Origin of the sequence: Actinomadura chokoriensis (genome assembly GCF_041463665.1) — a bacterium.
Classification (GTDB): Bacteria; Actinomycetota; Actinomycetes; order Streptosporangiales; family Streptosporangiaceae; genus Spirillospora; species Spirillospora chokoriensis_A.
This window is the reverse complement of sequence record NZ_JAXCEJ010000015.1, coordinates 14544-29216: the sequence shown is the minus strand read 5'-3', so window position 1 is coordinate 29216 and position 14673 is coordinate 14544. Positions and strand designations below refer to the sequence as shown.

The 14673-nt window shown below is 72.7% G+C and carries 11 protein-coding genes; 8 read left to right on the top strand and 3 right to left on the bottom strand.

What is annotated here, in order from left to right; genetic code table 11:
* Position 1: 1 nt before the first annotated feature.
* The 3 genes from SM418_RS22475 (at position 2) to SM418_RS22465 (ending at position 5576) form a co-directional block, all read left to right on the top strand.
* Positions 2-991 (top strand): malate dehydrogenase, encoded by a 990-nt coding sequence (locus SM418_RS22475; RefSeq protein ID WP_371942859.1) that lies wholly within the window; start codon positions 2-4, stop codon positions 989-991.
* 152 nt (positions 992-1143) lie between these two features.
* Positions 1144-2910 carry an HSP90 family protein gene (locus SM418_RS22470; RefSeq protein ID WP_371942858.1) on the top strand — a complete coding sequence of 589 codons (1767 nt, stop codon included), beginning with the start codon at positions 1144-1146 and terminating at the stop codon, positions 2908-2910.
* The gene (locus SM418_RS22465) at positions 2907-5576 is read left to right on the top strand and encodes a hypothetical protein (RefSeq protein ID WP_371942857.1); all 2670 of its coding nucleotides are present in this window, start codon (positions 2907-2909) and stop codon (positions 5574-5576) included. The genes SM418_RS22470 and SM418_RS22465 overlap by 4 nt, the downstream gene beginning before the upstream one ends.
* Here SM418_RS22465 and galK read toward each other — a convergent pair.
* Together galK and galE are read right to left on the bottom strand one after the other, a co-directional pair.
* The gene (gene galK / locus SM418_RS22460; RefSeq protein WP_371943028.1) at positions 5569-6705 is read right to left on the bottom strand and encodes a galactokinase; all 1137 of its coding nucleotides are present in this window, start codon (positions 6703-6705) and stop codon (positions 5569-5571) included. The genes SM418_RS22465 and galK overlap by 8 nt on opposite strands.
* Complete coding sequence (gene galE, locus SM418_RS22455; protein WP_371942856.1) at positions 6702-7655, bottom strand: UDP-glucose 4-epimerase GalE; 954 nt, start codon at positions 7653-7655, stop codon at positions 6702-6704. The genes galK and galE overlap by 4 nt, the downstream gene beginning before the upstream one ends.
* Before the next feature lie 82 nt (positions 7656-7737).
* Here galE and SM418_RS22450 point away from each other — a divergent pair, with 82 nt between their 5' ends.
* From SM418_RS22450 to SM418_RS22435, 4 genes are all read left to right on the top strand, one after another.
* Entirely contained in the window at positions 7738-8727 is a 990-nt protein-coding gene (locus SM418_RS22450; protein ID WP_371942855.1) for a hemolysin family protein, read from the top strand.
* Between the two features lie 18 nt (positions 8728-8745).
* Positions 8746-9822 carry a tryptophan--tRNA ligase gene (gene trpS / locus SM418_RS22445; RefSeq protein ID WP_371943027.1) on the top strand — a complete coding sequence of 359 codons (1077 nt, stop codon included), beginning with the start codon at positions 8746-8748 and terminating at the stop codon, positions 9820-9822.
* Complete coding sequence (locus SM418_RS22440; RefSeq protein WP_371942854.1) at positions 9812-10459, top strand: 2'-5' RNA ligase family protein; 648 nt, start codon at positions 9812-9814, stop codon at positions 10457-10459. The genes trpS and SM418_RS22440 overlap by 11 nt, the downstream gene beginning before the upstream one ends.
* 164 nt (positions 10460-10623) lie before the next feature.
* Positions 10624-11694, top strand: coding sequence for a YihY/virulence factor BrkB family protein (locus SM418_RS22435; protein WP_371942853.1), 1071 nt, complete (start codon positions 10624-10626; stop codon positions 11692-11694).
* A gap of 18 nt (positions 11695-11712) precedes the next feature.
* On the opposite strand, the gene SM418_RS22430 is transcribed toward SM418_RS22435, so the two are convergent.
* A complete protein-coding gene (locus SM418_RS22430) occupies positions 11713-12981 on the bottom strand; it encodes a D-alanyl-D-alanine carboxypeptidase family protein (protein ID WP_371942852.1) in 1269 nt (422 codons plus the stop codon).
* Positions 12982-13465: 484 nt separating this feature from the next.
* On the opposite strand from SM418_RS22430, the gene SM418_RS22425 reads away from it, so the two are divergent.
* Positions 13466-14632 carry a glutamate--cysteine ligase gene (locus tag SM418_RS22425; protein WP_371942851.1) on the top strand — a complete coding sequence of 389 codons (1167 nt, stop codon included), beginning with the start codon at positions 13466-13468 and terminating at the stop codon, positions 14630-14632.
* The last annotated feature ends 41 nt before the right edge of the window (positions 14633-14673 follow it).

The window sequence follows — 14673 nt, the reverse complement described above, 5'->3', positions numbered from 1 at the left end:
CATGTCTCGCACCCCAGTCACCGTTACCGTCACCGGAGCCGCGGGCCAGATCGGCTACGCGCTGCTGTTCCGCATCGCGTCCGGGCACCTCCTCGGCGCGGACGTCCCCGTTCGGCTGCGCCTGCTGGAGATCCCGCAGGCGGTCAAGGCCGCCGAGGGCACTGCGATGGAGTTGGACGACTGCGCTTTCCCGCTGCTGTCCGGCATCGACATCTTCGACGACGCCACCAAGGCCTTCGAGGGGACGAACGTGGCGCTGCTCGTCGGCGCCCGCCCGCGCACGAAGGGCATGGAGCGCGGCGACCTGCTCGAGGCCAACGGCGGCATCTTCAAGCCGCAGGGCGAGGCCATCAACGCGGGCGCCGCCGACGACGTCAAGATCCTGGTGGTCGGCAACCCGGCCAACACCAACGCCCTGATCGCGCAGTCGCACGCACCGGACGTCCCCGCCGAGCGGTTCACCGCGATGACCCGCCTCGACCACAACCGGGCGCTCGCGCAGCTCGCCAGGAAGGCCGGCGTCTCGGTCGCCGACATCAGGAAGATGACGATCTGGGGCAACCACTCCGCGACCCAGTACCCGGACATCTTCCACGCCGAGATCGCCGGAAAGAACGCCGCCGAGACGGTGAACGACCAGACCTGGCTGGAGAACGACTTCATCCCGACCGTCGCCAAGCGCGGCGCCGCGATCATCGAGGCGCGCGGGGCCTCCTCGGCGGCCTCGGCCGCGTCCGCCGCGATCGACCACGTCCACACCTGGGTGAACGGCACCGCCGAGGGCACCTGGACGTCGATGGCGGTCGTGTCCGACGGCTCCTACGGCGTCCCCGAGGGCCTGATCTCGTCCTTCCCGGTCACCACCAAGGACGGCAAGTGGGAGATCGTCCAGGGCCTGGACATCAACGACTTCTCCCGCGCCCGCATCGACGCCTCGGTGAACGAGCTGTCGGAGGAGCGCGACGCCGTCCGCAAGCTCGGCCTCATCTGACCCACCACACCCCCACGAGCCCCGGCCCCCACAGGCCGGGGCTCGTTCGCGTCTGATCACATGTCGGGGGCGGTGGCGGAAAAGCCGGTCGTCCTGTCCTTGCGGCTCGTTAGGGTGTGATCGCTCGCAAAGTGTGATCAGGAAGGCGTCAGGTGGCGGAACAGGCGTTTCAGGTTGATCTGCGCGGCGTGGTGGATCTGCTGAGCCGGCATCTCTACGCCAGCCCGCGCGTCTACCTGCGGGAGCTGCTGCAGAACGCGGTGGACGCGATCACCGCGCGGGGCGAGGGCGGGCGGGTCGAGATCGAGACCGGCGGCGGGACGCTCAAAGTCCATGACGACGGTGTCGGGCTCACCGAGGACGAGGTCCACACGCTGCTCGCGACGATCGGACGTTCGTCCAAGCGGGACGAGCTCGGGTTCGCGCGGCATGACTTCCTCGGCCAGTTCGGCATCGGCCTGCTGTCGGCCTTCCTCGTCGCGGACGAGATCGAGGTCGTGACGCGGTCCGCGAAGGGCGGCGGCGCGGTCCGGTGGACGGGACGGTCTGAGGGCAGCTACCAGGTCGAGCCGGGCGAACGGGACGAGCCGGGGACGACGGTGACGCTCCGGGCCCGTCCGGGCGCGGGGGAGCTGCTCAGCCCGCCGGTCGTGGCGGAGCTGGCTCGTACGTACGGGTCGCTGCTGCCGGTCGAGTTGATCGTGGACGGGGTGCCGGTCGGCGGGGACGGGCCGCCGTGGCGGGCGTCCTACCGTGATCCGGCCGGGCGCAGGCGCGCGCTGGAGCGGTACTGCGAGGAGCTTTACGGGTTCACGCCGTTCGACGTCGTCGACCTGGACGTCCCCGAGGCGGGTCTGACCGGGGTCGCGTTCATCCTGCCCGCGCCCGTTGCGCCGACCGCGCGTGCCTCGCACCGGGTCTACCTCAAGCGGATGCTGCTGGCCGAGAGCGTGGAGGGTCTCCTCCCCGAGTGGGCGTTCTTCGCGCGCTGCGTCGTGGACGCCGGGGAGTTGCGACCGACCGCGAGCCGCGAGGCCCTCTACGAGGACGAGCTGCTCGAATCGGCGCGGTCCGGGCTCGGCGAGGTGCTGCGGCAGTGGCTGGTGAAGCTGGCCGAGACCGACCCGGCGCGGCTGCGCGCGTTCCTGCGGCTGCATCAGCTCGGCGTGAAGGCGATGGCGCTGCACGACGACGACATGCTGCGGATCGTCGACCGCTGGCTGGAGTATGAGACGTCCGCCGGGCCGATGACGCTGCACGAGTTCCGCCGCCGGCATCCGAACGGCCGGTTCACCGGGAGCGTGGACGAGTTCCGGCGGCTGTCGGCGGTCGCGGGCGCGCAGGGCGTCGGGCTCGTCAACGGCGGCTACGTGCACGACGCCGAGATCATCGAGCGGCTGCCGGACCTGGACCCCGACATCCGGCTGACCCGGCTGGACGCGGCGGAGCTGACCACCACGTTCGGCGTCCTCGACCCGGCGGCGGAGCTGGCGCTGCGGCCGTTCCTGGCGGCGGCGCAGCGGGCGGTGGAGCGGCTCGGCTGCGAGGTCGTGGTCCGCGACTTCGATCCGGCCTCGCTGCCCGCGCTCTACCTGACCAGCCGCGACGCGCAGTTCCGGGAGGAGCTGGCGCGGGCGAAGGAGGAGGCCGACGAGCTGTGGGCGGACGTCCTCGGCGCCGTCAACGCGTCCGCCGGTGTCGAACGCCCGCAACTGGTGCTGAACTACCGCAACCCGCTGGCCCGGCGGGTCACCTCGCTCGGTGACGGCGGGCCGGTCGAGGTGGCCGTCCAGGCCCTGTACGGGCAGGCGCTGCTGCTCGGCCACCATCCGCTGCGGCCCGCCGACACGGCGGTGCTGAACCGTTCCTTCATCGGCCTGCTGGAGTGGGCCGTCCACTCCCCGGAGGCTTCCGAATGAGCACGGACGACGTCTATGCGCTGATGGCGCGGTCGCAGGAGCTGCCCTACGGGGAGGCCCGCACCGTCCTGGTCGAGGACGCCCTGCGCCGTGCGGAGGCTGCCGGTGACGAGGTGCTGGCGTTCCGCGTGCGGGTCCGGCTCTCCGACGCCTACCGGTACGGCGGCGAGCCCGCGAAGGCGTTCGCGACGTTCAGCCGGACGCTCGCCGACCACGACCGCGACCCAGGCCGGTTCGACGAGACCCACGGCCTGCTGTGGCAGATGAAGGCGATCGTCAGCTCCCTCACTCTCTTCCCTGAGATCCCGCTAGACCGCACCTACGCCGTGCTGGACGACATGGAGCGGCGCTACAAGGCCGGTGGGCACAGCCTCCAGGCGGTGTATCACTACCGCAACGTGGTGGCGCGGCACGTGGGCGACGGGACGGCCGACGAGTGGTACCTGAAGTGGCGCGCCGCCGAACGCGACGAACTGTCCGACTGCGAGGGCTGCGACCCCACCGGCATGGCCCGCCACCTCATCGAGGCCGGGCGCCACGAGGAGGCGTTCGAGATCGCCGCGCCCGTGCTGAGCGCGCAGCTGAACTGCAACGAGCAGCCGCAGTCCATCCAGACGGCGCTGCTGCCGGTGTATCTGCGGACGGGCCGCGCCGAGCAGGCCGCCGACGCGCACCGCCGCGCCTACCGGGTGCACCGGACGCGGCTCGCCGACCTCGGCGACATCGCCGAGCACCTGGAGTTCTGCGCGGTCACGGGCAACGAGGCGCGCGGCCTGGAGATCCTGCAGCGGCACCTCGGCTGGCTCGACCGGGCGCCGAGCGCGCACGCGTCCATGGGCTTCGCCGCCGCCGCGGCCCTCCTGCTGGACCGGCTGACGGCCGCGGGGCACGGCGCGGCGACGATCCGGCGCCCCGCCGCGGACGGCCGCCCGGCCGCCGACGTCACCCTGGCCGGGCTGCACGCCGAGCTGGCGCGAAGCGCGACGGAACTCGCCGCCCGGTTCGACGCGCGCAACGGCACGTATCATCAGGGCGACAAGGTGCGCGCCACGCTGGCCGCCGAGCCGGTCGTCGACTTCGTTCCGCTGGCCGCCCATCACCGCCGTCCGGCCCCAGCGCCGGCCCCGGCGCCTGCCCCCGCGCCGACGCCCGTCCCGCAGGACGACCTCGCCTCCGTCGACGATCTCGACGAGCTCCTCGACATCGCTGACCGGCACCGCAAGGGCGGCGACCTGTCCCGGACGCTGGCGGCGTTGCGGCGGTTCGACGCCGTCGCCGAGGCGACCGAGCCGACGCCCCTGCAGCGGGCCCGCCGCCTGGACGCCCGGGGCGTCGAGCACGCCGTCGCCGGCGACGGCGAGAACGCGGTCGCGTGCTGGGAGGAGGCGGCGCGGCTGTTCGGCGAGCTGGGCGACGAGAGACGCCGGCACGGGACGCTCGGCCGCCTCGGCGCGATCCGCGTCGACCTCGGCGACGAGGGCGGGCTGGAGCAGGTGATCGCCTCGGCCGATCACTTCACCGCGCACCCGGGGGAGGGCGGTGACGCCGCGCCCGCGCTGCTCCGCCTCGCGACCGTGTACATCAAGCTCGACCGTCCGGCCGACGCCCTCGCCGTGCTGGACCGGGTCGCCCCGGACGACGTGCCCGATCGCGCCGGTGAACTGTGGTTCCTGCGGGGGCAGGCGCTCCTGCTGACCGACCGGGGCGACGAGGCGGTCGCGGCGCTGCGCCGGTCGATGGAGGCGGCGCGTGCGGCGAGCGATCCCGAAGTGGTCGCCTCGCCCGCGCTGCTGCTGGCCCGGACGCTGGCGAGGCGGGAGAGCGGCCCGGACGGCGAGGTGTTCGCCCTGCTCGACGAGGTGATCGCCGCGTTGCCCGGACCGTCGCCGATGCGCGCGGCGGCCCACTCCGAGCGCGGCCTCGCCTTCCTCGCCACGGACCGCCCGGCCGACGCCGTCGCCGACCTGGCCGAGGGCATCGCGGGATGGGCGGCGCAGGGCCTGCACCAGCAGGCCGTCCAGCTCCGGGTGGACCTCGCCGCCGCCTACCTGTCCACCGACCGCGCCCTGGAGGCGGCGGAGGCCGCCGAGGAGGCGCTGCCCGGCCTGGACGACGACAACGGGCGGCGCTGCCGGCTGATCCTCGCGCACGCGCAGAAGCAGCTCGGCGAGGAGGACGCCGCCGCCCTGTTCGCGTCCCTCGCCGAGGACGCGGCGCGGGAGGGGCAGCACGACGCCGTCGCGCACTTCCTCAACGAGGCCGCCGACGTCCTGACGAGCCTCGACATGGACGCCCAGGCGGCCGAACGGTACGCGCAGGCCGCCGAGGCGTACGAGAAGGCAGGCGACCCGTACGGGGTGGTCCGCGCCCGCCGCCGCGGCGCGATGTGCCTGATGTGGAGCGGCGGGACGGACGAGGCGGTGACCGCCATGGAGACGGCCCGCGCCGCCCTGGCGGCCCTGCCCGCGGACGACGAGCCGGCACGCGTCTGGGAGACCGCGCTGACCTCCTTCGAGCAGGCCCGCGTCCTGGCTCAGGCGGGCCGCCTCGACGAGGCCGCCTCCCACGCGTCCGCCGCCGTGGACGGCTTCAACGCCATCGACCAGACCGAACCCGCCGGGGACGCCACCCGCCTCCTGGAGGACATCAGGGCCGCGCTCAGCTGACGCGGCGGGCGCCGCGCGACGGGACGGCCTCCAGGAACCCGGGGGGCGTCCAGTCGCGCTCGGCGTAGGCGGCGGTGATCGCCTCCCGCACCGTCTCGGCGCGGGAGGCGGGGGTCAGGACGATGACGGAGCCGCCGAAGCCGCCGCCGACCATGCGTCCGCCCCGGGCCCCGGCGAGGAGCGCGGCGTCAACGGTGGTGTCGGCTTCGGGCCACGACACCTCGAACTGGTCGCGCAGCGACAGATGGGACGCGTTCAGCATCGCGCCGAGTTCCGGGAGGGCGCCGGCCCGCAGCAGCCCGACGGCGGCCTCGACCCGGTGGTTCTCGGTGACGACATGCTGGACGCGCCGCCGCAGCACCGGATCGCGCAAGGTCCCGAGCGCCCCGGCGAGGTCCTTGACGTCGCGCAGCGCGTCGACGCCCAGCAGCGCCGCCGCCTCCTCGCATTCGGCGCGGCGCCGCCCGTACTCGCCGCCGGTCAGCGCGTGCGAGGCGCGCGTGTCGACCACGAGGACGGTCAGGTCGCGGGCGGCCGGGTCGAACGGGACCTGGGACGACAGTCCGCTCCGGCAGTCGAGCATCAGCGCGTGCCCGGCCGTGCACAGCAGGGACGCCGACTGGTCCATCAGCCCGCACGGCATGCCGGCCTGCTCGTTCTCGGCGCGCTGCGCCAGCCGGGCCAGGGCGGGACGGTCGATCTCGACGTCGTGCAGGTCGCAGAGCGCCAGCGCGGTCGCGCACTCCAGCGCGGCGGACGACGAGAGACCCGCCCCCTGCGGAAGGTCGGAGTCGATCAGCAGCGACGCGCCGCCCGTCCCGTGCTCGCGCAGGACCCGCGCCACACCGACCGGGTACGCCGCCCACGCGCGCTCGGCGGGCCAGCCCTCGGAGACGACCGGCGGCCCGTCCACGGGCGCGCTCACCGCGCCGGCGGCCTGGCGCGACCGCACCTCGATCACGCCGTCGTCGCGCCGCGCCGCGGCCACCGAGACCCCGCGCGACAGCGCGAACGGCAGCACGAACCCGTCGTTGTAGTCGGTGTGCTCGCCGATCAGGTTGACCCGGCCGGGCGCGTGCCAGACGCCGTCCGGGGCGCGCCCGAACGCTTCGGTGAAGCCGTCGGTCATCGGGACCGCAGGAAGGTCCACGCGTCGTCGACCATGGTGCGCAGGTCGCGCTCGGGCTTCCAGCCGAGCCGCTGCTGGATCTTCTCCGACGAGGCGACCAGCACGGCCGGGTCGCCGGGCCGGCGCGGCGAGACCTCGGCCGGGATGTCGCGGCCGGTGACCTCGCGGCACACGGCCACGACCTCGCGGACGGAGTTGCCGGTGCCGCTGCCCAGGTTGAAGATCTCGTGCGCCCCCGGCTCGCAGGCGTCCAGCGCCAGCAGGTGGGCGCGGCCGAGGTCGGCCACGTGGATGTAGTCGCGGACGCAGGTGCCGTCGGGCGTCGGGTAGTCGTCGCCGAACATCCGCACGGCCTCGCCGTCGCCCTGCGCGATCTTCAGCACGTTCGGGATCAGGTGGGTCTCGACGGTGTGCCGCTCGCCGTGCCGCCCGTAGGCGCCCGCCACGTTGAAGTACCGCAGCGACACCCCGCCGATGCCGTGCAGCCGCGCGTACTCGGCCAGCGTCGTGTCGATCGCCAGCTTGGATGCGCCGTAGGGGTTGGTCGGACGGGTCGGGTCGGTCTCCAGGATCGGCGTCGACTCCGGCTCGCCGTACGTCGCGGCGGTCGAGGAGAACACGATCCGGGGGACGCCGGCGACGCGCATCGCCTCCAGCAGCGCCAGCGACTCGCCGAGGTTCTTGTCCCAGTACAGGCCGGGCTTCTCCACCGACTCGCCGACGAGGGACTTGGCCGCGAAGTGCAGGACGGCGTCGAACCCGGCCCCGGCGAGGACGTCCGCCGCCGTGTCGCGCAGGGTGCCGCGCACCAGGCGGGCGCCCTCCGGCACCGCGTCCTCGTGCCCGGTCGACAGGTCGTCCAGGACGACGACCTCGTGCCCCGCCTCCAGGAGCAGTGCGGAGACGACACTGCCGATGTAGCCGGCGCCTCCGGTGACGAGCAGCTTCACTGACTGACCTCCTGGAAAGGGACTCTGGGTCGGCGGGGCGCGTCCAGGCTATCCGGAACCCCGATCGGGGAAGGCTGAACCCATGGACCGGACGCCGCCCCGGCCGCCCGCGGGCCCCGCGCGCCCCCTGGTGTGGCTGCTGTCGCGCTCGACGAACCTGGTCGTGCGGCTGTCGGGCGGGGACCCCGACGCGCTGCGCGAGGAGATCACCGCGGAGCGGATGCGGGCGCTCGTGGCCGGGAACACCCAGCTCACCGCGGAGGAGCGGGCCCTGATCGGGGAGGTGTTCGCGGCGGGGGAGCGGCCGCTGCGCGAGGTCCTCGTGCCGCGTACCGAGGTGGTGTTCCTGGACGCCGCGCTCTCGCTGACCTCCGCCGCCCGGCTCGCCGCGGGCAGCCCGCACTCGCGGTTCCCGGTCTGCCACGAGTCGCACGATGAGGTGGTCGGGTTCGTCCACATCCGTGACCTGCTCGCGCCCGACGCGCCGGGGCAGGACGTTCCAGTGGGCGATCTTGTACGTCCGGTGAAGTTCCTCCCCTCCTCGAAACGGGTACTCCCGGCGCTGTCGGAGATGCGGCGGGAGGGCTGCCACCTGGCGATCGTCATGGACGAGTACGGCGGCGTCGCGGGGATCGTCACGCTGGAGGACCTCCTGGAGGAGCTCATCGGGGACATCCGTGACGAATATGATGTGCAGGACGCGCAGGCACGGCGCCTGCACGGCGGCGTGGTCGAGGTCGACGGCCTGCTCAACCTGGACGACTTCGCCGCCGAGACCGGCATCCGGCTGCCCGACGGGCCGTACGAGACGGTCGCCGGGCACATCATGGCGGTGCTGCGCCGGGTGCCCGCCGAGGGCGACTCGGTGGAGACCGGCGGCCGCCGCCTCGCGGTGGCCCGGATGGACGGCCGGCGGGTGGCCCGCGTGCGCGTCATGCCGCGGCCGGCACCGCAGGCCGTACCGGTGCCGCCCGGCACGCCGTCCGCGACCCCGCGGGCGGTGCCCGGCGACGCCGTCGCCGGCTCCCCGAGCGGGCCCGCCCGCGGCGGCGGAGCCTCCGGTGAAACCTGAGAGAATCGGTCCGTGCAGATGCCCGAAGCGCCAAGCCCGCAAGCGTCCGACGCCGGAACCACCGCGGCCGAGCCGCGCGTGCTCTCCGGCATCCAGCCCACCGCCGACTCGTTCCACCTCGGCAACTATCTGGGCGCGCTCCGGCAGTGGGTCGCCATGCAGGACACGCACGACGCGTTCTACTGCGTGGTCGACCTGCACGCGATCACGATCGAGCACGACCCCGCGCTGCTGCGCCGCCGCACGAAGGTGGCCGCCGCGCAGCTGTTCGCGATGGGCCTGGACCCCGACCGCGCCACCGTCTTCGTGCAGAGCCACGTCCCCGAGCACGCCGAGCTGGCGTGGGTGCTCGGCTGCCTCACCGGGTTCGGCGAGGCGGGCCGGATGACCCAGTTCAAGGACAAGTCCTCCAAGCAGGGCACGAGCGGGACGAGCGTCGGCCTGTTCACGTACCCGATCCTGCAGGCGGCCGACATCCTGCTCTACACGCCCGACCCGGCCGAGGGGGAGCGCCCGCTGCGGGTGCCCGTCGGCGAGGACCAGCGGCAGCACCTGGAGCTGACCCGCACCCTCGCGCAGCGGTTCAACCACCGGTTCGGCGAGACGTTCGTGCTGCCGGACGCGCACATCCCCGCGGGCGCCGCGAAGATCACCGACCTGCAGGAGCCGGGCGCGAAGATGAGCAAGTCGGCGTCCTCGCCGCAGGGGATCATCGACGTGCTGGAGGAGCCCGGACCGATGCGCAAGAAGATCATGCGCGCGGTGACCGACACCGGCTCCGAGGTCGTCTACGACGAGGAGAAGAAGGCGGGCGTCACCAACCTGCTGCGGATCTACTCCGCGCTGGAGGGCACGTCCGTCCCCGACCTGGAGGCCCGCTACGCGGGCTCCGGCTACGGGCAGTTCAAGAAGGACCTCGCGCAGATCGTCCTCGACACGTTCACCCCGATCAGGGAGCGCACCCTCAAGCTGCTGGACGACGAGGAGCACCTGGACCGGCTCCTCGCCCGGGGCGCCGAGCGTGCTTCCGAGGTCGCCGTGCGGACGATGGACACGGTGCGCGAACGGGTGGGATTCGTGGGACGTGGTCGCTGACCGCTCACCACTCGACGTCGCCGCGGCGGGCCAGGGGGAGGCCCCCACCGCGGCCGAGACCACGATGACCGGCGGCGTGACGGGCCCTCGCGCGCCCGGCCGCCGCATGATCGGCGTCGCGGTCCCCATTCCGGATCCGTACGGCTCGTTCCTCCAGGCGAGGCGCGCCTCGTTCGGCGATCCGCTGGCGCACGCGATCCCGACGCACATCACGCTGCTGCCGCCCACCGAGGTGGACGAGACCGCGCTGGACGCCATCCAGGAGCATCTGGTCCGGATCGCGCGCACCGAGCGCCCGTTCACAATCAGATTGCGCGGCAGCGGAACGTTCCGACCGGTCTCTCCGGTGGTGTTCGTGGCGCTCGCCGAAGGAATCGGCGGTTGTGAACGCGTCCAGGAGAAGGTTCTGTCAGGGCCGCTGGCCCGGTCGCTGCCGTTCCCGTACCACCCGCACGTGACCATCGCCCACCACCTGCCCGACGACGTCATGGACCGCGCCTTCAAGGAACTGGCGGGTTACAGCGCCGACTTCCAGGTGTGGGGGTTCTCCCTCTACGAGCACGGGATGGACGGCGTGTGGCGCCGGCAGTCCGACTTCGTGTTCGGCGACGGCGTCCTCCCCGCCCCCGGAAGGTAGACCCCCGGCCCCGGCAGCAGAAGCTCAGCCCCACCCACGGGCAGGAGCGCGGAGGGAGCGCCAGCGAGTGGAGCGAGGAGACCCGTGCCGCGCAGCCGGGGGGTTCGGGGGGTCGCCCCCCCCGGTAAAGTCGCCCCCCCGATAAAAATGGGTACGGTGCGTACATGCGGCAGGTGATCAGCCGAGCGCAGGGACGGATCGAGTCCTTGTTCGGCAAGGGCAAGGACCTGCTGCGCGGCGCGCGCGAGCGCTCGCGGTGGTTCGACCACCAGGTCCGCGCGTTCGAGCGGTACCAGGACCGGCGCGGCGACCGGCTCGCCGCCGCCCTCACCTGCTACGCCTTCCTGTCGTTCTTCCCGCTGCTGGCGCTCGCGTACGCGCTGCTCGGCTATCTCGTGGGCGTCAGCGTGCAGGCCCGCGACTTCTTCGTCCGGGCGGTCAACTCGCAGCTCCCCGGCCTCGCCGGGCAGCTCAGGGTCGAGGAGATCGCCCAGTCCAAGACGGCCGTCGGGGTCGTCGGCCTGGTGGCGCTGCTGGTCACCGGGCTCGGCTGGGTGGAGGTGCTGCGTGAGGGCCTGCGCGCCATCTGGGGCAACGAGCCGGGCGGCGGCGGCAACTTCTTCGTGAAGAAGTTCTGGGACGCCGGCGTGCTGGCGTTCCTCGGCGTGATCCTCATCTGCGGCATGGCGGTCACGACGGTCACCACGTCCGCGACCAGCACCGTCCTGCACTGGGCCGGGCTGGAGGACGTACCCGGAGCCGGGACGGGGCTGCGGCTGCTGTCGCTGGCCTGCGCGATCCTGTTCAACACCGTGGTGTTCCTGGTGTTGTTCTCCCGGCTCTCGGGGACCCGCGCGCCCTGGCGGCGGATCATCCGGGGCGCGCTGTTCGGCGCCGTCGGCTTCGAGGTGCTCAAGCAGATCGCGACGATCCTGGTCGGCCATACGACGGCGAACCCCGTCTACGGCGCGTTCGCCGTCCTGGTCGGGCTGATGGTGTGGATCAACGTCGCGTCCCGGTTCGTGCTGTTCTCCGCCGCGTGGACGGCCACGCGCCGCGTCGTCCTCACCGCCGACGCCGCGAACCCGGAGAACTGCGCGGACCAGGCGGAGGTGGAGGCCCTCCAGGAGCGCGCCGAGAGCGGCCAGGAGGCCGATGCCGGGGAGAAGCCCGGTGCGGAGGGGGACGAGCCCGCCCGCAGGCATGGAGCGTCCTCCGCGCACTTGAGCCGCTGACGCGCCCCGGGCTCCGATCTACCGGCCGGTGTCGTGCGGGCCGGAGCGGACCGCCTCCAGACGGCGGCGCCGCCGCAGCACCACGAACAGGACCGCCATGGCCAGCAGCGCGCCGGCCGCGCCGCCGCCGAAGAGCAGCAGGCGGCGGGACGAGTCGTCCGAGGCGAGCGGGGCGTCGGGCAGCACGCCGCCCGAGTCGCGGTCCTTCTTGGCCTGCTTCAGATCGCCGGGCGGGACGAGGGTCCCCACCGGCCGCACCTTGCCGCGGGCGGCGAAACCCCAGTCCAGCAGCTTGGCCGCGTACGGGGACGGCGGCCGGTCCGCGCGCATCAGCGAGATCACGATGGAGTGCCCGCCGCGCCGCGCCTCGGCGACGAACGTCTGCTGGGCGGCGATCGTGTAGCCGTTCTTGCCGCCGAGCATGCCCGCATAGGCCTGCCGCTCGCCCGGCAGCATGTGGTTGTGCGTGTGGATCGGGTATCCGCCGACCTTGATGCCCTTCTTGCGCTGCTTCTTGGTGGGCGGCGCGGGGAACTTGAAGTCGATGGCCTGCATGTACGCGCGGTACTGCGGGTTCTTCATCCCTTCGCGCAGGATCAGCGCCAGGTCGTAGGCCGAGGTGTGCTGGGTCCGGACGTTCAGCCCGAGGTCGCGGTCGAGCCCGTTCGGGGACGCGGCGAGGGTGTCGTGGGCGTTGATCCGCTTCGCTTCGGCGTTCATGTCGGCGAGCGTCCGCCTCACGCCGCCGTCCGCCTCGGCGAGCGTGAACGCCGCGTCGTTGGCGGACATCATGAGCATCGCGTGGAACAGTTCGGAGACCTTGTACTTCATCGCGGGGGTCAGCCCGACCTTGGTGCCCTCGACGTCGCACGCCTGCTGGGACGGCCGGACGAGCCGGTTCGGATCCAGCTTGGGGATCAGCGTCAGCGCGGTCAGCGTCTTGATCGTGCTGGCCGGGAGGTAGCGGCCGTGCGGGTCCTTGGCGGCGAGGACCTGCCCGGTGTCGGCGTCCGCGATCAGGTACGAGGAGGCGTTGACCTTCGGCAGCGCCGGGACGCCGGGCGCCTTGTTGACGACGACGCCCCGGCCGGCGAGCTGCGACCCGCCGACGGTCTCGGCCGCGGGCGCGGCCGGGGGCGCGGTCGGCGGCGCGGCGGCACGGGGGGACGCGGCGGCGGGCGCCGCGACGAGCACGGGGGAGGCGGCGACGGAGGCCGCCGTGACCGGAACAGTGATCACCGTCAGGGCGCGGCGGACGCCGGCCGGCCCTCGTCGCTCGGCTCGCAAGCTCTCGACGCTCCTCTTTCCCGTGGGAGCCCGATCGCTCCCGACGCCCAGGCGCCCAACGCCCATGACTCCCCCGAAGACTAGGCGACGTATCCGGCGAAGGGGTACCCGACCGCGAACATGGTCAAGCGCGGTACGGACGCGACGCATGGTGCATACGTGATATGACGGTACGTAGGAGACATCAAAGATTGGTCACAGTGCGTCATCGAACGGTATTTTGGGGCCGACTGACTAGTTCGATCTAGTGGTGCCCCGGACGCGATCGATGATCGGAAAGTAGCACCCCAGGGGGTCCTCCCTCGCCCGCATGAGTCAATTGATCCACAAAGGGCATGGACACCCGGCAGGGTGGCGGGCACGAGCGCCATCATGGAGCGAACACGTGACCTGGACCGGCGTTTGTCCAGGCTTAGGGACCCGCTGGCTGAATTGCGCCACGTGCCACGCAACGACCTGCAAGGATTGTGGACGGAGGTTGGCCGTGGCCATTGACTTCAACGCATCGAACGGGGCGACGCTCGGCGTCGAGTGGGAGATTCAGCTCGTCGATGCGGAGACCAGGCACCTGCGGCAGGACGCACGCGAGGTGCTCGCCGACCTGCCCACGCTCAGCCTGGACGGCGACAACCCGCGCATCAGGCACGAGCTGATGGAGTCGATGGTCGAGATCGTGACCGGCATCTGCGACACCGTGGGCCAGGCCAAGGCCGACCTGTCCGGCACGCTCACCGCGCTGCGCGGCGCCGCCGCCGAGCGCGGCATCGCGCTGGCCTGCACCGGCACCCACCCGATCAGCGACTGGCGGGACGCGGTCACCGCCCCCATGGGCCGCTACGCCCAGCTCGTCGAGGAGATGCAGTGGCTGGCCCGGCGCATCCAGACGTTCGGCGTTCACGTGCACGTCGGCATCTCCGACGGCGCCAAGGCGATCCCGATCGTCAACGCGCTCTCGTCCTACCTTCCGCACTTCCTGGCGCTCACCGCGTCCAGCCCGTTCTGGAGCGCCGGGGACACCGGCCTCGCGTCCTGCAGGGCGATCGTCTTCGGTCAGATGCCGACGGCCGGACCACCCCACCTGTTGGACGACTGGGCGGCCTTCGAGGATTACATGGACACGCTCCTGCGTTCGGGAACGATAAGGAGCATCAAGGACGTCTGGTGGGACATCCGGCCGCACCCCGACTTCGGGACGATCGAGATCAGGATGTTCGACGGCATTCCCACCATGCGTGAGGTGGGCATGGCGGCGGCGCTGTGCCAGAGCCTGGTCACGCTGTTCGACCAGCAGCTCGACCGCGGCTACACCCTGCCGAGGCCGGCCGCCTGGGTGGTGCGCGACAACAAGTGGCGCGCGACCAGGTACGGGCTCGACGCCATCGTCATCACCGACGACAGCGGCAACACCGCACCGCTCCGCGACGACCTGTACGAGCTGATCAGGGAGCTGGAGCCGGTGGCCGACCGGCTCGGCTGCGCCGAGGAGCTGAAGGTCGCCGGCGAGGTGCTGGAGCACGGGGCGCCGTACGAGCGGCAGCGCGCGATCCGGGCCGAGGGCGGGACGCTGGAGAACATCGTCGACGCGGCGATCACCGAGCTCGCGGAGGACCGGTTCGTCACACTGGGGGAGGTCGTTCATGCCGGAGCCTGAGAGGCCGCAACGGCCGGCGACCGGCCCGGACGGCCGGGCGG

Bases quoted from the DNA above. Each gene is read 5' to 3' on its own strand.
- SM418_RS22475 (WP_371942859.1), top strand. From the start codon at position 2: ATGTCTCGCACCCCAGTCACCGTTACCGTCACCGGAGCCGCGGGCCAG.
- SM418_RS22465 (WP_371942857.1), top strand. From the start codon at position 2,907: ATGAGCACGGACGACGTCTATGCGCTGATGGCGCGGTCGCAGGAGCTG.
- galK (WP_371943028.1), bottom strand. From the start codon at position 6,705: ATGACCGACGGCTTCACCGAAGCGTTCGGGCGCGCCCCGGACGGCGTC.
- SM418_RS22450 (WP_371942855.1), top strand. From the start codon at position 7,738: ATGGACCGGACGCCGCCCCGGCCGCCCGCGGGCCCCGCGCGCCCCCTG.
- trpS (WP_371943027.1), top strand. From the start codon at position 8,746: ATGCCCGAAGCGCCAAGCCCGCAAGCGTCCGACGCCGGAACCACCGCG.
- SM418_RS22435 (WP_371942853.1), top strand. From the start codon at position 10,624: ATGCGGCAGGTGATCAGCCGAGCGCAGGGACGGATCGAGTCCTTGTTC.